The sequence below is a fragment of the Enterocloster lavalensis genome (genome assembly GCF_046603895.1).
In the GTDB taxonomy this organism is placed as follows: domain Bacteria; phylum Bacillota; class Clostridia; order Lachnospirales; family Lachnospiraceae; genus Enterocloster; species Enterocloster lavalensis.
On sequence record NZ_CP176637.1, the window covers coordinates 5,737,240 to 5,760,476 of the forward strand.

Annotated in this window: 17 protein-coding genes and 2 pseudogenes; 18 read left to right on the top strand and 1 reads right to left on the bottom strand. The window is 55.0% G+C overall.

Features of this window, described 5'->3' with window-relative positions; genetic code table 11:
- The first annotated feature begins 333 nt into the window (after positions 1-333).
- The 7 genes and pseudogenes from ltrA to ACK2JC_RS25760 all read left to right on the top strand — a co-directional run bounded on the left by ltrA (position 334) and on the right by ACK2JC_RS25760 (position 11,357).
- The gene (gene ltrA, locus ACK2JC_RS25730) at positions 334-1,725 is read left to right on the top strand and encodes a group II intron reverse transcriptase/maturase (RefSeq protein WP_411338076.1); all 1,392 of its coding nucleotides are present in this window, start codon (positions 334-336) and stop codon (positions 1,723-1,725) included.
- Between the two features lie 282 nt (positions 1,726-2,007).
- Positions 2,008-4,140 carry an ATP-binding protein gene (locus ACK2JC_RS25735; RefSeq protein WP_368272104.1) on the top strand — a complete coding sequence of 711 codons (2,133 nt, stop codon included), beginning with the start codon at positions 2,008-2,010 and terminating at the stop codon, positions 4,138-4,140.
- Between the two features lie 2 nt (positions 4,141-4,142).
- Entirely contained in the window at positions 4,143-5,480 is a 1,338-nt protein-coding gene (locus tag ACK2JC_RS25740) for an ABC transporter substrate-binding protein (protein WP_320936692.1), read from the top strand.
- 50 nt (positions 5,481-5,530) lie between these two features.
- Positions 5,531-5,716: pseudogene (locus ACK2JC_RS25745) on the top strand (GntR family transcriptional regulator); the annotation flags it as partial.
- Positions 5,717-6,292: 576 nt separating this feature from the next.
- A pseudogene (locus tag ACK2JC_RS25750) lies at positions 6,293-7,006 on the top strand (winged helix-turn-helix domain-containing protein); the annotation flags it as partial.
- 48 nt (positions 7,007-7,054) lie between these two features.
- Positions 7,055-8,608 carry a sensor domain-containing diguanylate cyclase gene (locus tag ACK2JC_RS25755; protein ID WP_320936691.1) on the top strand — a complete coding sequence of 518 codons (1,554 nt, stop codon included), beginning with the start codon at positions 7,055-7,057 and terminating at the stop codon, positions 8,606-8,608.
- Positions 8,609-8,615: 7 nt separating this feature from the next.
- Positions 8,616-11,357, top strand: coding sequence for a putative bifunctional diguanylate cyclase/phosphodiesterase (locus ACK2JC_RS25760; RefSeq protein ID WP_368272103.1), 2,742 nt, complete (start codon positions 8,616-8,618; stop codon positions 11,355-11,357).
- Here ACK2JC_RS25760 and ACK2JC_RS25765 read toward each other — a convergent pair.
- Complete coding sequence (locus ACK2JC_RS25765) at positions 11,332-12,252, bottom strand: SufD family Fe-S cluster assembly protein (protein WP_320936689.1); 921 nt, start codon at positions 12,250-12,252, stop codon at positions 11,332-11,334. The genes ACK2JC_RS25760 and ACK2JC_RS25765 overlap by 26 nt on opposite strands.
- A 268-nt stretch (positions 12,253-12,520) precedes the next feature.
- Between ACK2JC_RS25765 and ACK2JC_RS25770 the strand changes: the two genes are divergently transcribed.
- The 11 genes from ACK2JC_RS25770 to nagE all read left to right on the top strand — a co-directional run bounded on the left by ACK2JC_RS25770 (position 12,521) and on the right by nagE (position 23,194).
- A complete protein-coding gene (locus tag ACK2JC_RS25770; protein WP_007712635.1) occupies positions 12,521-12,943 on the top strand; it encodes a hypothetical protein in 423 nt (140 codons plus the stop codon).
- The gene (locus tag ACK2JC_RS25775; RefSeq protein ID WP_107435222.1) at positions 12,940-13,890 is read left to right on the top strand and encodes an ABC transporter permease; all 951 of its coding nucleotides are present in this window, start codon (positions 12,940-12,942) and stop codon (positions 13,888-13,890) included. The genes ACK2JC_RS25770 and ACK2JC_RS25775 overlap by 4 nt, the downstream gene beginning before the upstream one ends.
- Before the next feature lie 41 nt (positions 13,891-13,931).
- Positions 13,932-14,804: a diadenylate cyclase CdaA gene (gene cdaA, locus ACK2JC_RS25780; RefSeq protein ID WP_092361085.1), complete on the top strand. Its 873-nt coding sequence runs from the start codon at positions 13,932-13,934 to the stop codon at positions 14,802-14,804.
- Entirely contained in the window at positions 14,782-16,122 is a 1,341-nt protein-coding gene (locus ACK2JC_RS25785; protein WP_092361086.1) for a YbbR-like domain-containing protein, read from the top strand. Before cdaA ends, ACK2JC_RS25785 begins: the two co-directional genes overlap by 23 nt.
- A gap of 31 nt (positions 16,123-16,153) precedes the next feature.
- On the top strand, positions 16,154-16,417 hold the full coding sequence (locus ACK2JC_RS25790; protein ID WP_007712625.1) for an HPr family phosphocarrier protein: 264 nt from the start codon (positions 16,154-16,156) through the stop codon (positions 16,415-16,417).
- Positions 16,418-16,492: 75 nt separating this feature from the next.
- A complete protein-coding gene (ptsP, locus tag ACK2JC_RS25795) occupies positions 16,493-18,214 on the top strand; it encodes a phosphoenolpyruvate--protein phosphotransferase (RefSeq protein ID WP_276953183.1) in 1,722 nt (573 codons plus the stop codon).
- Positions 18,214-19,716, top strand: a complete 1,503-nt coding sequence (locus ACK2JC_RS25800; protein WP_320936688.1) for an O-antigen polymerase — start codon at positions 18,214-18,216, stop codon at positions 19,714-19,716. The genes ptsP and ACK2JC_RS25800 overlap by 1 nt, the downstream gene beginning before the upstream one ends.
- Positions 19,717-20,002: 286 nt before the next feature.
- Entirely contained in the window at positions 20,003-20,833 is an 831-nt protein-coding gene (gene licT / locus ACK2JC_RS25805; protein ID WP_007712610.1) for a BglG family transcription antiterminator LicT, read from the top strand.
- Between the two features lie 31 nt (positions 20,834-20,864).
- Positions 20,865-21,353, top strand: a complete 489-nt coding sequence (locus tag ACK2JC_RS25810) for a PTS glucose transporter subunit IIA (RefSeq protein ID WP_092361089.1) — start codon at positions 20,865-20,867, stop codon at positions 21,351-21,353.
- 28 nt (positions 21,354-21,381) lie between these two features.
- On the top strand, positions 21,382-21,642 hold the full coding sequence (locus tag ACK2JC_RS25815) for an HPr family phosphocarrier protein (protein ID WP_024734994.1): 261 nt from the start codon (positions 21,382-21,384) through the stop codon (positions 21,640-21,642).
- A gap of 76 nt (positions 21,643-21,718) precedes the next feature.
- Entirely contained in the window at positions 21,719-23,194 is a 1,476-nt protein-coding gene (gene nagE, locus ACK2JC_RS25820; protein WP_368271481.1) for an N-acetylglucosamine-specific PTS transporter subunit IIBC, read from the top strand.
- Positions 23,195-23,237: the final 43 nt, after the last annotated feature.

The following is a 23,237-nucleotide window of genomic DNA, read 5'->3' on the forward strand; positions in this document are numbered from 1 at the left end:
ACATCAGGCTATGCATGAGGGTAAGACTGCATTACAAGCCGAAGCCCAATAACTACACGGAATCATGTATGGTAAATGTGGCAGATGGATGGAGAGAAAGAAACGTGTGTGTCTTCGCTCCGCTTCGGTCCGTGCAGAACAAGCATCCACTGGATGCTTTGCACCCCGGGGAGGTCTGTGCGGAATGTCCCGAAAGGGATAACCACTATCGAGAGGTAGTGCTGAACGTACAGAAGTCAGCCGAGGTCATAGTAGTCGAGTACCACAGGGTACTTCGGTGAAGGACCGAATCAATAGGAGTCTTTAGTACAACCGGGAAAGGAGGAAAGAGCCTTGGGTACAGAAAACAAAGACAGCTGCTCGCAAAGAGATAGCGCGGAACGTGAAGGGTATGTGAGAGCGCACCGTTCTTTCCGCCGGATATGGAAGGAAAGGGACAGTGCACAGCCGGAACTCTTGGAGGAGATACTGAATAAGGGCAACCTTAACAGAGCTTTTAAGAGGGTGAAGGCAAACAAGGGAGCGCCAGGAATCGACGGGATTACCGTGGAAGAAATAGGCGCATACCTGAGGGAAAACCAGAAAGAACTTATCGAGAGAATAAAAAGGGGAAAGTACACCCCTGACCCGGTGAGACGAGTGGAGATTCCCAAGCCGGACGGTGGAATACGAAAGCTTGGTATTCCAACCGTAAAAGACCGCATTTTCCAGCAAGCGATAATACAGCGCCTTACACCGGTCTACGAGCCGTTGTTCTCGGAGAACAGTTACGGTTATCGTCCGGGAAGAAGTGCGAAAGACGCTATTCAGAAGGTGAAAGAGTATGCAGAGCAGGGATATACCCATGCGGTAGCATTGGACTTGTCGAAATACTTCGATACTCTGAACCATGAGATACTCCTGAATATCCTGCGCAGAGATGTAAAGGACGAAAGGGTAATCCAGTGGATTAAGAGGTACCTAAAGAGTGGCGTTATGGAAAATGGAGTAGTCATGGAAACAGAAGAAGGATCGCCGCAAGGGGGAAATCTTTCCCCTCTGCTGGCGAACATCTATCTGAACGAGTTTGACCAGGAGTATCAGAAACGGGGAGTTATATTTGTCCGTTATGCAGATGACATCGTGCTGCTGGCGAAAAGCGACAGAGCGGCAAAGAGACTGCTGGAGACAAGCATGAAATATCTGGAAGGGACGCTGAAACTGAAGGTGAACCAAGAGAAAAGCCGTGTAGTCAGTGTATTTGCAATCCGAAATTTTAAGTTTCTTGGCTTTACATTGGGAAAGAACGGAAAGGGCATCTATGTCCGGGTTCATGGAAAGTCATGGGAGAAGATGAAGTCAAAGCTGAAAGACCTTAGTTCCCGAAGGTCTGTTCAGAGCATACGCCCAGCACTAGCAAAGATAAAAGTGTATATGCGGGGATGGCTGAATTATTACGGAATAGCAGATATGAAAAAGCGAATAGACGAACTCAATAAGTGGCTATACCACAGAATCCGAATGTGTATATGGAAGCAATGGAAGAAACCGAAAACGAGGGTGAAGAACCTGCGGAAAATGGGAGTGCCGGAAGACTTGGCATGGCAAGCAGGAAATAGCCGAAGAGGTTATTGGTTTACGACGCATACGGTAGCGGTGAATCTGGCAATGACAAAAGAAAGACTGATAAGCAGTGGCTTTTATGATTTAGCTGCCGCCTATCAGTCGGTGCACGTCAACTGTTGAAACCGCCGTGTACCGAACGGTACGCACGGTGGTGTGAGAGGACGGGAGCTAATCACTCCCTCCTACTCGATTGGTGATCCCGGGCGCCGGGGAAGTTTGCGGGAGATGGGGGAAATGTGGACGGACTCCGGCGAAGTCTTTGGTCCAATATTGCAATACTGGCGATAGGATGATATAATGATCAAATAAGCTTCAATGTAGTTTTACATCAATTAGTCTGTATAGGATCCTAGATTGGGACGCTGGGATAAAGTGAAAAGACCGATTGGAAAAGGAGATCAGATGAAACGCAAGGTGGTGGAAAAGCATGAGCGGCAATGGTGGGTATGGGGAGTAATTCTGCTGATAGCTTTTGCGATTTTGGGCGGCGGCTACTGGATGTATTATCAGAGTATCGAGAGCGCTGTTTACAGCACCACGCTCTCGTTTATGGAGCAGATTGCGGATCATGATCACCTAAATATCGTCAATCAGATGGACAGCAAGCGGGAGTATCTTCAGACCATGCTTGGCCGCATCGAGGCTACAAGGAAAAGCCGCATCGAAGAGGTTGTTTACAGCCTGGGGGTGGAGTCGAAGACTACATCTTTCGATACCCTTTATCTGATTTCGGAGGACGGCCAGGTGTACAGCAGTACCTACCTGACAACGCCGCTTGAAAATATGCCCTGGGCGGACGAATACCGGCAGGCGGACAGCAGTTTTGTGAGCCGGTACGATGAGGTCAGCCGGGAGCAGTGGGGAGAATATCTTGTCTACGGCGTTCATTTGCCCGTCCCAGTCCCGTGCGGAGGGAAAAATATCAGTGGAGCCGTTGGCCTGGTTCCCATCGATGAGATCGCCGATCAGATGAGACTGGAGAGCTTTGATGGACAGGGCATCGCCGCGGTCATGCAGAGATCCGGCGACATCATCACCGCAAGCCAGCAATATAACACCCGTGAAAACAACTTTTTAAAGCCGCTTGAGCGGGCGCAATTTAAAAACGGAGGTTCGCTGGAGTCCTGTCTGCGTGCGGTGGAGAATGCAGAGAGCCTGTTTGTGGAGTACAGCCTGGACGGGGAATCCTATTACGCCCTGTTCCAGTCCCTGGACCACCATGGAGGAAACGACTGGTATCTGGTAGTGCGCGTCTCCACCCGGGTGACGGAAGAGCAGGTGAAAATGCTGATTTCCCGCTCGGTGCCATTTTTCGCAGCGCTGGGGGGGATGATCCTGGCCATCACGTATTTTATCTACCACAACATGAATTCAGTGAAAATTGCCAGGGCCTCCGAGCAGGCCAAGTCTGCGTTCCTGACGAATATGAGCCATGAGATCCGCACCCCGCTCAACGGCATTGTGGGGCTGCACTATCTGATGCGCCAGAATCTGGACGACAGGGAGAAGATGAAGGGGTACCTAAAAAAGGCCGAGGTATCCGCCTCATTCCTGCAGAGCGTGATTACCGATGTGCTGGATATGTCCAAGATCGAGAGCAGCCAGCTGGAGATTTACGAAAATGAGATGGATCTGGCCGCGCTCATAGAAGAGGTGCGGATTCTGCTGGAAAACCAGACGGAACAAAAAGGGCTGCGATTTGAGATCGACTGCCGGGAACTGACCAATCCTTTTGTGCGCGGGGACGGGCTGAGGATCAAGCAGATTCTGACCAATCTGCTGGGAAATGCGGTGAAATTCACACCGGCGGGAGGCACGGTTACTTTGACCGTTAGCCAAAAGATATCTGATGAAACGGCTGACACCATGTTTCAGGTGGCGGACACCGGCTGCGGTATGAGCCGGGAATTTCTGGATCGGATCTGGCAGCCATTTGAGCAGGAACGGCGGGTTGCATCTCAGAGCGGCACCGGTTTGGGAACGACCCTGAGCAAAACCCTGGTGGAAAAGATAGGCGGCTCCATTTCGGTGGAAAGCACGCCGGGGGAGGGTACCGTGTTCACCTTCTTTATTCCGTTCCCGGTGGTGGAACCGCCCGGAGAGCAGGAGACGTGCGGTCATGTGGAGAACAGTTCATGGACTCTGGAGGGAAAACGTATCCTGGCGGTGGAGGACAATGAGATCAACCGGATGATCGTGGTGTCCATCCTGGAGGAGTATGGGTGTCAGTTAACGGAGGCCTGCGACGGACAGGAGGCGGTGGAAATTTTTGCGGGCAGCGCACCGGATTATTTCGACTTGATCCTGATGGATATCCAGATGCCGGTGATGGACGGACATGAGGCCGCCAGGAATATCCGCGCCCTGGACCGGCCGGATGCCGGGAGAATTCCGATCATCGCCATGACCGCCAATGCATTTCGGGAAGATGTTGAAAAGGCGCTTGACGCCGGTATGGACGACGTGGTTACAAAACCGCTCGATATTACATTGCTGTTCAAAAAAATTGAGATAATCGGGCATAGGGGGGAATGAGTATGAGAAAGAGCCAACTAATCTGCAGCCTTCTCGCTTTGGCGCTGTGTCTTTTATCGGCAGGCTGCCGGTCTCGGGAGGCTGAAAAGCCGGCTGCGCCGGAGAAAGTAACGCTGATCGTAAAAACTCCGCCCATCGGTCTGGGAAATATTCCCGATGTGGGAGAGGTGGAAGTCTATGATTTGATTATGGCGGCGGCGGAGAGGTTCAGAGTCCAGTACGATCGTTGCGATGTGGAATTTGTGGTCAGCCGTTATGATTATCTGGACGAACAGGCGCAGCTGGTGGACAAGTACGGTACGCCGGAGGCTGCCGATCTGTTTTTCTCCGGTTCCTGGAATCTGCCGCTGTATGTACAGAGAGGCTGGATGGTCCCGTTGGACGATATCATCAGCGAGGAGCTGCGCTCCGATATCGATGAATCGATCTGGAGGCAGAATACAATCGACGGTAAAGTTTACACGCTGCCGTTTCATCAGCTCCAGAATACGCTGATGGTAAACCGGGAGATGATGGAGGCCGCGGGCCTGGAGGCGTATATTCCGGAGGAGGGGGCGGTGGCGTGCTGGTCCACGGAGGAATTCCGTTTGATCTGCCGTGAGCTGGCAAAAAGCCTGACCGATGAAAATACCTTTGCGTTTATGATGTACGCCGCCAACAATCAGGGGGACAGCCACATCATGACGCTGCTGAGGGCGTACGGTTGTCCGCTGTATGACAAGGATGGGAACTTTACCGTCAACACCCCGGAAGGCATTCGGGCTCTCGAGTGGATCCGGGAGATGGACGAGCAGGGGATCATCCCGCGGGGAGCGGAGAATCTGGAATTGCTGGACTGTGTCAATCTGTTTTACAACCGGCAGCTGGCCATCTGCATGGGAAACCTGACCAATATGTGGGATACCAGGAATCGTGGGATAGACGCCTTTGCAGCGAATTTTCCCAGTCTGGACGGAGAGGGATATTGCTCTGCCACCACCAACGGCTTCTGCCTGTTTGACAACGGGGATGAGGAGAAGATCCGGGTGGCCAAGGATTTTCTGCAATATCTCTATACGGACGAGGAACTGATGAAATATACCCTGGGCACGATTCCGGTCAACAATTCCGTCATCCGGCAGTATCAGGATGAGATCTGGCTGCTGAGAGCTTACGGGGAGAATACATCCCATGTGGTGAACAGCGTGCAGAGCAATCGTAACTGGCAGGGCGTGCGGGATGTTTTTTATGTCCAGATCAATGATCTTCTGACCGGCCAAAAAACTCCCAAGGAGGCTGGGGAGGCCATTGACGCAGGCTGCAACGCCGCTCTGGAGAAGGGCCGGACCGATGCCGGATAAATTCCGTTACGGGTGGAAAACTTAAAACTTGACAGAAATGGAAGCTGAATATGAAACATGACGTAATTCAATACGAGCGAATCTACAATTTGCTCAAAAACAGGATCGAGAGCGGGATACTCCCGGTTGGCGCCAAGCTGCCGGGGCGGTCCGTGCTGTGCAGAGAATTCGGGACGTCCGAGCGGACGATCCGGCGCGCATTGGAGCTGTTGGAACAGGATGGCTACCTGGAGATTGCGCCCCGGAAGAAGCCCGTTGTGATTTCAGCCTTTGCCGCTCCGCCTTCCCGGGCGGCAGAGGGAACCAGAAAAGCGGATGCCGCCCAGATAAACGATCTGTTGCAGACCAGTATTCTGCTTTGTTATCCGATCTATCTGCGGGGGCTGCATCAGTGTACCGGAAGCGACTGGCATACGCCGGAAGCGCTGTTTGCACGCATGGATCCGGGAAGGCCGGAAGAATTTTGGCAGCTCTCCAGCCGGCTCTGGCGTTTTTTTATTGCCAGGAATGAAAATGAACTACTCCTGCGGGTTGTGGACAGCCTGGGATTCAGAGGAAAAGAGCCGCCTCACGGCTCCTATGAGGACCGGGAACGCTACTGCGGGAATATCAGGAACCTGTTTCAGACGGTAAAGAACGCTGGGGAGCCGGAGCGGGCGGATCTGGAGGCAATTTTTTTTCAATACAGAAAGATTGCGGAGCAGGCGGAGGCGTATCCCTTTATCCGCCTGCTGCCCCGCTGTCCCATGCTGGCGGAGGCGGAGGGGCTGGGCCAACAGCTCAGCCTGGCACAGGAGCGTTATTCCACGGTCTGCCTGGACTTGCTGGGACTGATCGCCATTGGCCGCTATCAGCCGGGCGACCACCTGCCCACCCACGATGAATTACAGGAATGGTACGGCGTCAGCCGCGATACCACGGTCAAGGCGATCCGCATGCTGCAGGACTGGGGCGTGGTGACGGCGGCTCCCAGGCGGGGGATCTCGGTGGTGATGGACCTATCGGACCTGAAAAAGATACAAATCACGCCGGAATCCATCGCCTGTCATGTACGGCGGTATCTGGACAGCCTGGATCTGCTGTCGCTGACCGTGGAACAGGTCGCCTCCCATGCGGCGGCGCAGGCGGAACCCGGACAGGTACATCTGCTCTGTGGTACGCTGGCGCGTCAGTGGGAGCAACCCTATGAGCATCAACTAATACCGCGTACCCTTTTGGACTTTATCACGGAGCACATTCAGTACGACGCTCTGCGTTCAATCTACGGAGTGCTTGCCCGGAACTTCAGCATCGGCAGAAGTATTCCGAAATTGGTCAGCCCGGACAAAAATCCACAGAACTGTGAGATTTACCGGCAATGTATGGAAGCAGCCGCGATTTTGATGGACGGAGACGGAGCTTTGTTCGCCAGGCGGGCGGCCGGAATGTTTGAGCAGATCCGCTGCCTGGTCTGGGAGGAATGCGGACGTCTGGGCTACCGGGAGGCCGCCATGAAGGTATACGATGGGAGAGCGTTGTGGCAATGAGGGGGAATAGAAACCGGTCTGTTTTGGAAGAAGGAGGGCATCATTGCCGTGAAACGAGAGAAAAAATGCATTAAAGGCGGGAAATGGAAAATATCCTTTGCCCCGATTACCCGTTACAGCGTGGTGTTCTGCACGCTGTTTATGGGCATCGCCTTCCTGGGAGGCTGCGTACTCTCCGCCGGCCGGCTGCGGTCGGAGACGGAGGCGGCTCTGACCGCGAGCCACGCACAGATTTCCCAGAAGGTTGCCGGAGCGGTTGATTTGCTGGAATCCCTGGCCAGCCTTCCGGAGTATTATGACCCGGATATACCGCCTATCGATAAAGTGAAAAAACTGGATCAGATCAGCCCTTATTTCGGGTATATGATGATCTGCTACGTGGACTCCGATATCACTGTCTATTCCGACGGGGCGGAGCCTGCCAGCCTGGCCAGCCGGGACTATATGCAACAGCTGTTTTCCACCGGCCGCAGACAGGTGACGGACAGCTTCGCCGCGGGAGCGGACGGCGTCACGCTAAACTATACGGTGGCCGTTCCTCTGATGGACCAGAAGGGACAGATCACGGGCTGCCTGTTCTGCGCCATTTATTTTGACGAGGTGGTGGACATTTTAAGACAGTCTGCCGGAAATGGCGGCACAGGGATCACGCTGGTCGGCTCCCGGGGGCAGGTTATGTCCTCCACGGACGCGTTACCCTACGGGGAATCCATTATGAATACCCTGCGCAAGGGCGTGCTGTTCGGCACCACAGCGGACCAGCTGGAGGAGCAGCTTTTGGCCGCAAGCCCCGGAGCTTTTTGGAGTATACGGGACGGAAACCTGTACTATACCGCCTATCAGAGAGTGGAGAATACCAACTGGGATATTCTGTGCTCCGTTGATTTCTGGTCCACCTTTGAGAAAACGGTTCCGGCTCTTGTACTTGTGGCTGGGCTGACAGTTCTTGGATGCCTGTGCCTGTTATGGTTTGTGCGGCGCTATATTGCCGGTCAGATGCAGATTGTGGACATGCTGGTCCACTCGGTGGAGGAGTTGGAAAAACGTGTTTATCAGGACGAGCGGCCGGAGGACGTGGATTTCCAGGAAGTGCTGCGCCTGACCAGCAACGGTCTGTCCGACAGTCTGACCGGCGTGGTCACCCGGTCGGTATTCTTAAACCAGGGCGCCGCCCTGCTGAAAAAGGCTGACCCGCAGAAGCTCAAGGCTTTGTGCTTTGTGGACATGGACAATTTAAAATATATCAACGACAGCTGTGGACATGCGGGCGGCGATATCGCGTTAAAAAGTCTGGGCTACATTCTCCGGGAATACGAGAAAAAGTATGACGGTGTGGTGGGACGGTATGGGGGCGATGAGTTTGTCGTCCTGCTGACCGGACTGGACGATGAACAGGAGCTGCGCGGCGTGCTGGACGGGCTTGTGCTCCGCCTCCAGAGCAGCGTTCAATCGGGCGGACAGAGCATTCCGGTCCAGTGCAGCATCGGTGTAGCGGTATACCGGCCGGGGATTGAGCTGGAACAGATGATCGCCGACGCCGACGAGGCCCTTTACTATGTGAAGCAAAATGGAAAAGGGTATTATCATATCCACCAGAATTGAGGAATCTATGAATAAACGAATTGGAAGGCGGATATCGTGGGCTGCGGTTTTGCTGCTGATTTTTGTTGTGGCCGCACTGCCGGGGGTGGCGCTGCGCGGTGCCATTGTGGAGGTACGCCAGAGAGAGGCGGAAAATATCCTTTTTTATTACCGTGAGAAGATTTTGCTGCAGATGCAGGGGACCATGAACGAGGCCGACTCCCTGGCGCAGACGGCGTACGTGATGGAGATGGAGCAGCCGGACCAGCTGTTCTGGTTTGAACGCGCAGCCGGGCATTTATTAGAACGGCCGGAGGTCTGTTTCGCTTTTTGGTTTGAGGGGGATACTCTGGCCAGCGCCCTGCCGCGGGATGAATTTGGAGATCTGACGGGCAGCGGACTGCAGGACTTCTCCTACATCTATACGATGGCAAAGGTGGTCAAGGACCTTGTGGTAGAAGGACCCATTGTCATGGAACATGACAATAGACAGCAAGAGGTATTTCTGTTTTTAAAGCCGGTTGTGGAGGAGGGCGCTTATCTGGGACAGGTGGCCGTGGCGTTGGATCGGGATTATGTGCTGGGGCAGATCGGTCTGGATGATCTGTACGCCAAAGGATATGATTACGAGCTTTGGCGTGTGGAACCTCAGAACGGGAACAAGGAAGTGATCGCCGGTTCCCGGGCGGACATCGACTTTTCCCAGGCGCAGAAAACGGTGTTTCATCTGCCGACCCAGTGGACGCTCAGCATCCAGCCGGTTGCGGGCTGGCTCAGCCCGGGGCAGCGTCTGGGACTGGTCCTGCTGTGCACCGTGTTTGGAGCAGTCCTGTTGTCACTGGCTTACCTGGCCGGCAAAAATGTACGGCAAAGGCGCGCGCTGCTTAAGGCCACGTATGTGGACAAAGACACGGGGCTTTACAACCGGATTGGCTTTACGGCCGCTCTTGGCGACTGGCTGAAACAGGGAAACACACCCATTATGCTGTTTTACTTCTCAATCGAGGGATATACCCAGGCGATCCGGCGCATCGGACCGGAGGAGGAGACGGCGTTTCTAAAGGGCATTTCCGGGCGGATCGACGGGTTTATCCACAACCCGTTTCTCGCGGGCAGGCTGGATGCGGGAAGTTATATTGTGGCGGTTCGGGAAGAGATGAACCAAACCCAGCAGGAAGATTTTGCCAGGGGGCTGTCGCTGGAATTCCTGCTCCAGGTGCGGATCAATGAAGAAAAGAACTTTCTGATGGCCCGCTACCAGTATGCCTGCTGCCGGCCGGGAGAGGACGAAGCAGGGAAGGCGATTTCTGATCTGATTCACGCATACTATATCCGCGTGTCCCAGGAATCCCCGGTGCGCATGCTGACGGAAAAATGCCGGCAGCTCATAGAGGGGAAAAGCGATGTGATCTTTGACGAGTACACGGACCTTGAGATGATGGAGTTGTCGAAAACTTTTAACCGGTACCGAAAGCAGGTGGAACAGCTGGCCTACTCCGATCCGGTGTTCAACGTGGGCAACCGGCCGAAGTTCCTTCGGGACACCAATATGTTGATTTCCTATGACCGAAAAAGGCGGTTCAGCCTGTACTGTGTGGACATCTGTTCCTTCAGCCAGTACAATGACCTGTTCAGCGCCAGCATCGGGGACGAGATTCTCCACGAGGTGCGGCGGCGGCTGTCCCGTCCCTTTGGCTCTTATCTCTACCGGATCAACGGCGACGTATTTCTGGGCGTGTCTCTCTCAAGGGAAAGCGCACAGTCCGTTGCCGCCAGGCTGCAGGACCTGTTTGCAGCGCCCATTACGGTGGGGAAGCTCTCATTTCCGCTGCAGATCCGTATTGCGGCCTGCCGGTACCCGGAACACGGGGAAACGCCGGGTGAGCTTTTAGACCATATCCAATCCGCGCTGCGCTTTGCCAAGGAATCGGGCCAGGCAATCGCCATATACAACGGCAGGCTCGACGAGATGATCCGGACAGAGGCCGATATTCTGGGCCGGTTGAAGGACGCGGTCCGGCAAAAGACGCTGGAAGTCTGGTATCAGCCCATTATGCTCCTGGAAGAAAATGAATATACGGCAGCCGAAGCCCTTGTGCGCCTGCCCAATGGAAAAGGAGGTTATTTCTCCGCGGGCCAGGTGATCTCGCTGGCGGAACGAAACGGTATGGTGGAGGCGCTGGGTGACTATGTGCTGACGCAGGCGTGCGCGTTCCTGCATGAGTATGGTGACCGGCTGGGCATCCGGCGCATGGGGATCAATCTCTCCGTGCAGCAGCTTCTGGTGGGCAACAGCGCCGGCCATCTGCTGGAACTGATCGGCTCCTCCGGCGTGGATCCCCGCAAAGTCACGCTGGAGATCACGGAGAGCATCCTGATCCAATCCATCGACCAGGCTGCACAGGTGCTGGGAAAGTTGAGACAGGCCGGAATCCACGTGGCGCTGGACGATTTTGGCGTTGGCTACAGCAGCCTCAACTATCTCTCCAATCTTCCGGTGGACATTCTCAAGATCGACCGGTCCCTGACCAAGCAGATCCTGACTGATCAAAAGCAATTTGCGCTGCTGAAATCCATTGTGGAGATGGCGCGCATCAACGATCTGATGGTGGTGGCGGAGGGCGTGGAGACCCAGGCGGAGCAGGCGATAATCACCTCTGCCGGGGTGCAGTATATTCAGGGATATTATTACGCCAGACCCATGCCTGGGGAAAAACTGACTGAATTTTTAAAGCAGGGGCCGGTTATCCATTCAGAAACCCCTCAATAATCCGCCTCTCAGCTTCCCCCTCCGACAGCCCCAGGGTGCGCAGCTTCACGATCTGTTCTCCTGCGATCCTGCCGATGGCGGCTTCGTGGATCAGGGAGGCGTCCCGGCAGCCCGCGATCAGTTCCGGGAAAGCGTCCACCCTGCCCCGGTCCATCAGAATGGCGTCGCACTCCGAATGCCCGCTGCAGCGGCAGTTTCCCATGAGTTTGGAGCGGTATGTCTGGCGGGAGCTACCCCTGGCCACGGAGCGGGAGATAAGGTTGACGGCGGACCCGTCCCCGTCCATGGAAACCGTGAAATCCGTCCGGGCTGTATCCCGTCCGTCGGTCTGAATGCGCTCCCGGATGGTCAGCCGGGCGGCCGCCGCCAGCCGGGCGCTTGTCGTTCGCACCGTGCGGTCCACGCCGCCCAACTGCACGGTATCCATTTCCAAAGCGGACCCGGGGCCCAGCACGGCGAAGGTCACCGGATCGATGCGTTTTAAGCCGGAGCCGTTCCCTGTTCCCACATGTTTTTCGCGATAAATGACGCGGGAGCCGTTTTCCAGGAAAAAGCGGTGGATGCCGTTGTGAGCCGCATCCTCAGCGCCGTCGGTGTGCACGCCGCAGCCCGCCACGATGGTCACGTCGGCCCCGGCGTCCACATAAAAATCATTGTATACCAGATCGTCCACGCCGCCCTGGGTGACGCAGGCCGGGATGTAGACGGTTTCCCCGCGGGCCCGGGAGTCGATGTGGATATCCAGGCCGGGCTCATCCGTTTTTACCGCGATGCGGATGTTGGGCGAGGACTGCCTGGCGGCGCAGCGCCCGTTTTCCCGGATGTTGTAGGCCCCCACAAATTCCTCTTTAAAACCAGTGAGTATCTTTAATAGCATTTCTGTGATTTTATTCATTTTTCCCTCTCTATATCCCCTTATTATTGCGTGCAGGCTTTCCGCGGATTGGGCGGTGACAACGTTTTCAGCCGGAAAATCAACCGGCGGACCGCCTTGATTTGACGTTGACAACGGAAGATCCGTTCTATTATAATATGCTTTGACTGCGCGCGGGAACATTACGAAATATTAAAAATTCGCATAAGGTGTCGCAAAAACAAAAAAGATGTGGTATACTAAAATGGTATGTCAAGCGATATGCGACTACTGATTGTAAGGAGTACCTATGCTGAATGAGGACAAGGTCAGATATATGACGGAGCTGGCCATCTTTGAAAAGAATAAAGGCAGGGAAATGTTTTCCATAAACCGTTATTTCAAGGGAGACTACATCAGCGGACAATTATTCCGCTCCTTTTTCGCTTACACGTTTTCCTATCTGCTGGTGATGCTCCTGTGGGTGCTGTACCGACTGGAGGATCTTCTGGGTGCGATCTCCTTTGAGGAGCTGACCGCTCTTGGAAAAAAGTGGGGATTCTGGTACCTGGCCGGGCTGGCCGCGTACCTGCTCATCACGCGGACCGTCTACGCCAGGCGCTACGACTATGCTTCCCGGGTCCAGATCATGTACTCGGCAAAGCTGAAACATCTGGTCAAGCGCTATGACAGACAGGAAAAGGGGAATCATAAAGGAGGGAAGACCGTATGACAAGTCTCCTCGTAATGAAGGAACATCTGAAGGCCATTTACGCGAAATACAATATCGTGATACAGCCGATTCTGCGCTTTATATTGGGAATGTGCGCGTTTTATTGCCTGAACACCAACATCGGCTACATGACCAGGCTGAAGAATCCACTGGTGCCGCTGCTGTTATCTCTGGCGGGGGCGCTGCTGCCCTACGGGGCTATTGTATTTTTTGCAGGCTGTTTTATGATTGCCCACATCTATGCGGTTTCCTTTGAGATGGCGCTGATCGCCCTGGTGCTGATCCTGATTGTGGCCATCCTTTACTTTGGCTTCCGGCCCGGAGACTGCTTCCTGATGCTTCTCACACCCATGGCGTTTATGATGAAGATCCCCTATGCGGTGCCGTTGTTAGTGGGGCTTGGCGGAAGCCTGGCTTCGGTGATTCCGGTGGGCTGCGGCGTGTTTATCTATTACCTGATCATGTATGTGAAGCAGAACGCGGGGGTGCTGACCAACGACACCTCGGTGGATATTGTGCAGAAGTACAGTCAGATTATCAAGTCCGTGACCTTCAACAAGACCATGATGGTGATGATCGCCACCTGCGCGGCCGGGATTCTGGTCGTGTATCTGATCCGCCGCCTGTCCCTCAATTACGCCTGGAGCATCGCCATCGTGGCGGGCTGCGTGGCCCAGCTGTTGGTGATCTTTGTGGGGGATTTTGTGTTCGGCGTGTCCGTGCCCACGGGACAGCTTCTGGCCGGGATGACGGCTTCGGCGCTGCTGGCGCTGGTCTACGATTTCTTTATTTTTTCCGTGGATTACAGCAGGACGGAGTACGTGCAGTTTGAGGACGACGATTACTATTACTATGTGAAGGCAGTGCCCAAGATGACGGTGAGCACACCGGACGTCAAGGTACAGAAAATCAGTACCCGCAAGCGGAGTGGAAGAGAGCGGGCATAAAGCATGACGAAAATTTTTGAGATAGAGAGGGAGGTGATGGCATGGCGGAACTGATGGAAAAGGCGTCCTCCTGGCTGTCGCTGCTGCCCAGGATTACGACGATCAACCTGCTGGAAGTGGCAATTATTTCCATATTGGTCTACGAGATCCTTTTCTGGGTGAAGAACACCAGGGCCTGGACCGTACTTAAGGGCCTGGGTGTGATTCTGATATTTGCCGTGTTCGCCGCTGTGCTGCACCTGAACACCATCCTGTGGATTTTGGAGAAGACCACGGGAATCGCGGTGACGGCGCTTTTGGTGGTGTTCCAGCCGGAGCTGCGCAAGGCGCTTGAGCAGCTGGGCAGCCAGAATATTATATCCAATATCCTGAGCTTTGACGATGCGAAGGATCACAGGAGTTTTGACGACAAGACCATTAACGAGCTGGTCCGCGCCACCTTTGAGATGGCCAAGGTAAAGACCGGCGCTCTGATGGTGATCGAACGCGCCGCCTCCTTAAAGGAGATCGAGCGCACGGGCATCGAGGTCAACGGACTGGTGTCCAGCCAGCTGCTGATCAACATTTTTGAACACAACACACCGCTTCACGACGGCGCTGTGATCATCCGGGGCAACCGGGTGGCGGCCGCCACCTGTTACCTGCCGCTGTCGGACAACATGTCCATCAGCAAGGATCTGGGCACCCGCCACAGAGCGGCGGTGGGCGTGAGTGAAGTGACGGACAGCGTCACCATCGTGGTCTCGGAGGAGACCGGCAGGGTGACGGTAGCAGAAGGGGGAACGCTTAAGAGAGTGACGGATGCCGAGGGCCTGCGCACCATCCTGGCAGGGGTGAAAGGGCAGGTTGAGACCGGCAGCCGATTAAAAATCTGGAAGGGAAGGCTGAAGAATGAAAGAAAAGCTGACGAATAATCTGGGCCTGAAAATCATTTCCGTCTTCCTGGCGTTCTTTGTCTGGCTGGCCGTGGTCAATATCTCGAACCCGGAGGTTTCGGATTATCAGGAGGTCCCCTTAGAGATTTTAAATGAAGGCGTGCTGGAGGCCAATAACCTCACCTACGAGGTGGTCGGCGGCAAGAATACGGTTACGGTCAGTTACAAGGTTCAGACCCTGGACACCGGCACCATCAAACCGTCGGATTTCCGCGCCTATATCGACTTAGCGGAGATGTATGAGCCCACCGGAGCGGTGCAGGTAAAGGTGGAGGTGCTGCGCCACAAGAATCTGCTGATCGGACAGCCGGTGGCGAGGCCGGGCGTGATCCGGATCAGCACTGAGAATCTGCAGAGGAAGCGGTTTGATTTGGGCGTGAACACGGTTGGCACCACAGAGGACGGCTATACGGTGGGGACCGCCACCATCAGCCCGACCTACGTGTATGTCAGCGGACCTGTCTCCAAGGTGGGACAGATCAGCAAGGTGGGCATCGAGATCGATGTGGACAATGCCAATTCCAACCGGACCGGCACCGCAACCCCCAAATTCTATGACGCCAACGGCAATGAATTGGTGGATCTGGAGACGGATGACCGGGTGACCTTAAACCACTCTGAGGTGGACTATGAGCTGGCGATTCTGAAAGAAAAACGCCTGGCTCTGGACCTGAAGGTGGAGGGCAGGGTGGCCGACGGCTACCGCTACACGGGTGTGGAGAGCAGTGTGAACTCCGTGGCCGTAGTAGGCCTGAAATCCAACCTGGCGGATGTCACCGCAGTCACGATACCGCCGTCCGAGCTGAATATGGATGGGGCCACAGGTGACCGGGAGGTGACCATCGACCTGACCAAGTACCTGCCAAACGGGGTGCAGCTGGCCGAGGACGAGAACAAGGAGATTACAGTGACCATCAAGGTTGAACCGCTGGAGAGCAGGACCTATGTGCTGCACACCAGCCAGATCAAGCAGGTGGGAGCTTCCAGCCAATATGAATACGAGTATGATCGCAGTACGATCAACGTGCTGATCCGGGGCCTCAAGGAGGATTTGGACCAGCTGACCGCCGACCAGTTTGGCGCGGAGATCGACGTCAGCGCCATGACGCCGGGGGAGAACGACGGCGAAGTGATGTTCCAGGCGTTTTACGAAAATTCCGCCTATGAGGTGGTGTACTATGACCACCCGCAGATTACGGTGCGGGAGATCGGACCCGGCGCCACTGACGGCGGGGATGAGACGAGCGGGACGGACGACGGTGAAACCGCGGCGGATGAGACGACGGCCGCCGATTGAGAATATGGCAGTAGGTAAGGAGAGATAGCTTATGGTAAGTGCGGTAACAGTTATTAAAAATCCCTCCGGTCTGCATTTGCGGCCGGCAGGCATCCTGTGCAAGGAGGCGCTGCTGTTCCGGTCGACGATCACCTTCAAGATCGGAAGTACGACCGCCAACGCCAAGAGCGTTCTGAGCGTGCTGGGGGCCTGCGTCAAATCCGGCGACGCGGTTGAGTTTATCTGCGACGGACCGGACGAGGAGCAGGCGCTGGCCGCGATGGTCAGAATCGTGGAGAGCGGATTGGGTGAGTAACAGCGGACGGGGTGCCGGATCGGCACCCTGAATGCTGTGAGTATAAATATTTAATACAATAAGGAGGTAATCATTATGAAAAAGGGAACGAGCGCTTCATCCGGTATCGGAATCGGCAAGGCAGTTATTGTGGAAGAGGCTGAGCTGGTCATCAAAAGGGAGAACGTTTCGGATGTGGAGGCTGAGCTTGGGCGTTTTAAGGGGGCGCTTGAGCAGAGCGTGAAGGACACCGAGGTGCTGGCGGCGGATTTGGCCACCAGAGTGGGAGAGAAGGAAGCGGAGATTCTGCAGGGGCACATCATGCTGTTGTCCGATCCCATGCTCACCGGCGAGATTGAGAATTCCATCAAAAACGACGGCGTCAACAGCGAGTTCGCCATTGAGACCGTATGCAATATGTACGCCGACATGTTCGCCTCCATGGGGGACGAGCTTATGCAGCAGAGAGCCACGGACATGCGCGACATCAAGACCAGGATGCAGAAGCTCCTTCTGGGCGTCCGCTCTGTGGATATCGCGTCTCTTCCGGCGGGCAGCGTGATCGTCGCCAAGGACCTGACGCCTTCCATGACGGCGGGGATCAACCCGGCCAATGTAACCGGCATTGTCACCGAGCTGGGCGGCCGCACCTCCCACAGCGCCATTCTGGCCCGCGCCCTGGAGATTCCGGCGGTTGTGGCCGTGGAGAATCTGATGGAGCAGGTGAAGGACGGCGACGACCTTGTGCTGGACGGCAGCACGGGTGAAGTGATGGTGAATCCGGACGCGGCGGTGAGAGCGGAGTATGAGACCAAGCGCGACGTATTCTTAAAGGAGAAAAAGGAGCTGGAGCAGTACATCGGCAAGCCCTCCGTCACCAGGGACGGCGTGCAGGTGGAGATCGTGGCAAATATCGGCAAGCCCGAGGACGCGGAGAAGGTGTTACAGTACGACGGCGAGGGCGTGGGCCTGTTCCGCACGGAATTCCTGTTTATGGACCGTACCTCCATGCCCACGGAGGAAGAGCAGTTTGAGGCGTACAAGAAGGTGGCCATCGCCATGAACGGCAAGCCGGTGATTATCCGCACCCTGGATATCGGCGGCGACAAGGAGATCCCCTACATGGGTCTGGAGAAGGACGAGAACCCGTTTTTGGGCTACCGCGCCATCCGTTTCTGCCTGGACCGCAAGGAGGATATCTACAAACCGCAGCTGCGCGCCCTGCTGCGCGCCAGCGCCTTTGGCAACATCCGCATCATGGTTCCCCTTGTGACCTGCATCGAGGAGTACCGCGAGGCCAGGGGACTGGTGGAGGAGCTGAAAGCCGAGCTGGATGAGGCGGGCATTGCCTACAAGAAGGACATCCAGGTGGGCATCATGGTGGAGACCGCGGCGGCTTCCCTGATCGCGGATATCTTTGCCAGGGAAGTGGACTTCTTCAGCATCGGCACCAACGACCTGACCCAGTACACCATGAGCGTGGACCGGGGTAACAAAAAGGTTTCCTACCTGTATTCCACCTTCAATCCCGCCGTGCTGCGCAGCATTCGCCACATCATCGCCTGCGGCCGCGAGGCCGGCATCATGGTCGGCATGTGCGGCGAGGCGGCCAGCGATCCCATGATGATCCCGCTGCTTCTGGCGTTTGGATTGAATGAGTTCAGCATGAGCGCGTCTGCGATTCTGCGGGCGAGAAAGATGGTAACCGAGTACAGTGTGCAGGAGCTCCAGGCGGTTGCGGACAAGGCCATGAGCTTTGCGACCACGGCTGAGGTGGAGCAGTACATGAAAGAATTTGTGGAGAGCGGAACGGTTTAATGGCAGTTTATTTGATTTGTTACGCATTAAGTTACCTGTTGGCCCGGCAGCATGTTTACATGCTGTCCGGGCTGGTTTTGATTACAGCGGCCCTGTGGCTGTACTGGCGGGACTACCGCGCCAGCCGGGATCTGATTCACCTGCGGGGCCTGTTCTGCCTGGCTTTTGTGGGCGGCCAGGGCGTGTCCTGCTTTAAGCTCAGCCGGCTGCAGACCGACTGGGCCGGGGAGACCTGGCTGTGCTTTCTGCTGGCGGTCTTAGCGTTCTGGCTGGCCTTTGAGGCGGTTCAGCGGATGGCTTTGCGCAGGCGGGGGAACGGCGGCAGGGAGGGCGGCAGGCGGGAGCACGACGGTAGGGAGCGCGACAGGCGGGAGCACGACAGCCAGGGCATCAACCCAGGCCGCATCAACTCAGGCCGTTTCCCGGAGACCGGGGCTACGGGAGAATTCAACGGCAGCTCGAAGCGGATTCTCATCTGCATGGCGGGCATCACGGGCGTCTCGGCCCTTGCCTTTGTTTTTGAGGCGGTGAAGCTGGGCTTTATTCCCATGTTCTCCTACGGCGTGCCCCACGCCTACTCCTATTTCCATGTCAGCGGCGTGCACTATTTCACGGTGTCCTGCGTGCTGGTGCCCAGCCTGTTTGTGCTCTATCTGTTTTCGCGGGCGGCGGACGGCGGGGAGTGCGGCGTCCGGGTGTTTGGAACGGCGGCGGGCCGTGCTGGAACGAAAGTGGAGCGCTCCGGAAACCCGGCCCCCCCGGCTGCGCCTGACCGCGGACTGATTCTGGCCGCAGTTCTGACCGGGATATCGATCCTCATTCCGCTGCTGTGCGTTTCCCGCTTCCAGCTGATCCTGGCGGTGGGCATGGCGGTGTTCACCTTTATCTCCGTCCGCAGAACCTTCCGGCTCAAATACCTTTTGATCCTGTGCGTCCTCATGGTTCCGGCCTACCTGGCTTTGACGGTGCTGCGCAGCCACAGCGTATCCTACCTAAACGGCATCTTTGAGATGAAAAATCCGCACACGCCGATCTTTGTGACCCAGCCTTACATGTATATTGCCAACAATTACGACAATTTCAACTGTCTGGTGGAGCAGCTGGGAAGCCACAGCATGGGACTTCGCATGCTGTTCCCGGTGTGGGCGCTGACCGGCCTTAAATTCCTGAATCCGTCCCTGGTGAGTTTTCCGATTTTTGTGACAAAGGAGGAGCTGACCACGGTGACGCTGATCTACGACGCCTACTACGATTTCGGGGTGTTGGGAATTCTGCTGTTCGGCCTGCTGGCCGGAGCGGCCTGCGCGCTTTTGTACCGCCTGCGCTGGCGCGCCCGCAATCCCGTCTGCCATGTGATCTACGCCCAGATCGCCATGTACATGGCTCTGGCCTTTTTCACCACCTGGTTCTCCAACCCGTCCACCTGGTTTTATTTGGCGGTGACGGCGGCCGCATACTGGTTTGTCGGTCACGGATTTCCTTATTTTGGCAGAGATATGTAAATTATGTAAAAATAGTAAAGTTTTTATAAAGAAATCGTTGACTTTTTTCTTACGGACTGCTATAATTTGGATTAGTGAGTGAGATTTGTCTCATTCCAACCTACAATTTGATACTTGGATTGTTACTGTTCGGCAGGCAAAACCAATTTTGTAAAGGAGAGAGATGAATCGTTTTTCTCTTAGACAAAGTTGGTTTTTTTATTTTTTTGAGCTTATCCGCAGCGCTGTGGACTGCTGCACAGAGAGGGGGAGAAAATTGCAGGACCCGTTGACTGGCAAGAACGTCATGAAAATCAGTAAAATTATCAATAATAATGTGGTCAGCACCTTTGACGAGGACGGAAGGGAGGTCGTCGTCATGGGACGGGGAGTGGGTTTCAAGGCCAAAGAGGGAATGGCCGTGAACGAGGCCAAGGTGGAGAAAATCTTCCGCCTGGACAGCCAGACCTCGATGGATCAATTTAAAGAGCTGGTCGTGAACCTTCCGATCGAGCACGTACAGATTTCCGCCGAGATCATCAGCTATGCCAAGAGCGTTTTAAACCGTCCCATAAACCCCAACGTGTATATCACGCTGACAGACCATATCAATTTTGCGCTGGAGCGCTTCAAGCAGAAGATGATGTTCTCCAACCCGCTGATCCACGAGGTGAAAAGCTTTTACCACGCGGAATACCTGATTGGAGAGTACGCCATTGCCATGATCCGCAGGGACCTTGGAGTGATGCTTCCGGTGGATGAGGCGGCCAGTATCGCGCTTCATATCGTCAATGCGGAATATGATGCACCCATGCGGGACACCATAGATATTACCAATCTGATCCAGCAGGTGAGCGAGGTGGTGATCGAGTATTTCAACATTCAGATCGATGAGGACTCGCTGAGCTACGAGCGGTTTATCACCCATCTGCGGTTTCTGGCCCAGCGGATTTTTACAGGGGAGCACATGGAGTCGGATAACCCGGAATTTCAGGAGATGATCGCGAAAATGTACCCGGAGGAACATGTTTGCAGCCAAAAGGTACAGGTGCTGATTGATCAGAAGTATGGACACAAAATGACAGAGGAAGAAGCGGCGTATCTGGCGCTGCACATCAAGAGGATCCGCACGCGTTAAAGCGGCGGAAGACTGGAAAGGGGATTTATATATGTTTAAAGGTTTAAAAGGGCTTTTCGGAGGAAAAGAAAAGGCAGTTGTAGGAGCGCCGGTGAGCGGCAGGGCGATCCCCATGAGTCAGGTCAATGATCCTACCTTCAGCCAGGAAATCCTGGGCAAGGGCGTGGCCATCATTCCCGATAAAGGGCGCATCGTAGCTCCCATCGACGGCACGGTTACCATGGTGTTTGACACCAAGCACGCCATCAGCATGCAGGGCGAGAGCGGAGTGGAGCTGATCATCCACGTAGGGATTGACACCGTGGAGCTGAAAGGACAGTATTTCACCGCACTGGTGAACGCCGGCGCGCAGGTGTCCAAGGGAACCCCGCTGCTGGAGTTTGACATGGAGAAGATCAAGGCAGCCGGTTATGACGTGGTGACGCCGGTGATCGTCTGCAACACGCCCAATTTCCCCGACATGACCGTAAAGAGCGGCATGGAGGTCCGGGAAGGCGACACCGTGATCGAGCTGAACTAGGTTATACAGGCGGAAAAGGAGGACGGATATGCTGGAAGAACGTTTTGTGTTGAAGGACTCCATGGGGCTTCACGCCCGGCCCGCGGCCCAGCTGATGATGGCGCTGAAGGATATTCAGAGCGCGGTGACCATCAGCGGCAACGGGGAACAGGTGGACGGTAAGGATGTGATTCAGATTCTGTCTCTGGGATGTGTGCAGGGGGATCAAATCACCTTTACGGCGGAGGGGCCGGACGAAGAGAAGGCCATGGAAGCGGTCCGCCGGGTTATGAAGGAACTGGACTGTTGAAGGTCCGAAATTGATTTAAACCTGTAAAGGTTTAGATAGATGTGTGAATCTTATTAAAGAAAGGGGATTTATTATTATGATGAAATGGTTACAGAAGCTTGGCAAGTCATTGATGCTGCCCGTTGCTGTTTTACCGGTTGCAGGTATTTTATCCGGTATCGGCTACTTCCTTTGCCCGGCGGTTATGCAGGGCGGAGATATCACGGGTGCGATTCCCATGATCGGTTACTTCCTCACCCAGGCGGCGCTGGCGCTGATCGACGGCGCAATTATCGCCCTCCTGTTCGCGGTAGGCGTTGCGGTCGGTATGTCGGATGACCATGACGGAACTGCAGGCCTGGCAGGCCTTGTTTCCTGGTTGATGATTACCCATCTGCTCTCTCCGGGAGTGGTTCAGACTCTGGCCGGTATTGCGCCGGACACCATCCAGGGAATGGCATTCGCTAAGATCCAGAATGCGCTGATCGGTATTATCGCCGGTATCATCGGATCTACCTGCTACAACAAATTTAAGAATACCAGACTGCCGGATTGGCTGGCTTTCTTCTCTGGCAAGCGCTGTGTTGCTATCGTTACTGCAATGTTCTCGATTATCGCTGCGGCAGTCCTCCTGTTTATATGGCCGATCGTTTTCGGCGGACTGACTGCGTTAGGCCAGTCGATCGCAAAGATGGGCGCAGTAGGCGCAGGTCTCTATGCGTTTTTAAACCGTTTGCTGATTCCGTTCGGCCTGCATCACGCGCTGAACAACGTATTCTGGTTTGACACCATCGGATTAGGCGACTTAAGCAACTTCTGGGCAGGCAAAACCAGCGCAGATGTTACTTGGAGCCTTGGAATGTACATGTCCGGATTCTTCCCCTGCATGATGTTCGGAGTTCCCGGAGCTGCTCTGGCTATGATCCACTGCGCAAAGAGTAACAAGAAGAAAATTGCTATTGGTATCCTTGCATCCGCAGCGCTGTGCGCATTTGTCTGCGGCGTTACCGAGCCCTTTGAATTTGCATTCATGTTCCTGGCTCCCGCACTTTACTTAGTGTACGCAGTTTTGTACGGCGTCTTTACCTTTGTGACCGTACTGCTTGGCTTCCGTGCCGGCTTCTCATTCTCCGCCGGCGCAACGGATCTGCTGTTCTCCGCAGCCCTTCCGGCCGCAGCGAAGACCTGGCTGATTATTCCTCTGGGCATCGCCGCGTTTGCAGTATTCTACCTGGTATTCAGATTCATGATTACGACCTTCAACTTAAAGACACCCGGTCGTGAGGATGACGACGAGGCGGACGACACCTCCGCTAAGCTTGCCAACAACGACTACACCCAGGTTGCAACCATTATCCTGGAAGGCCTTGGCGGCAAAGAGAATGTAAAGAGCATTGACAACTGCATCACCAGACTGAGACTGGAGATCAACGACTACACCAAGGTGGATGAGAAGAAGATCAAATCCGCCGGTGTCGCCGGGGTGATCCGTCCCAGCCAGAAGAGCGTGCAGGTAATCGTCGGCACACAGGTTCAGTTTGTGGCGGATGAGTTTAAGAAATTATGTAAATAAACAGCAGTGAGAGCGAGAAGCAGGGGCCGAAAACCTCTGCTTC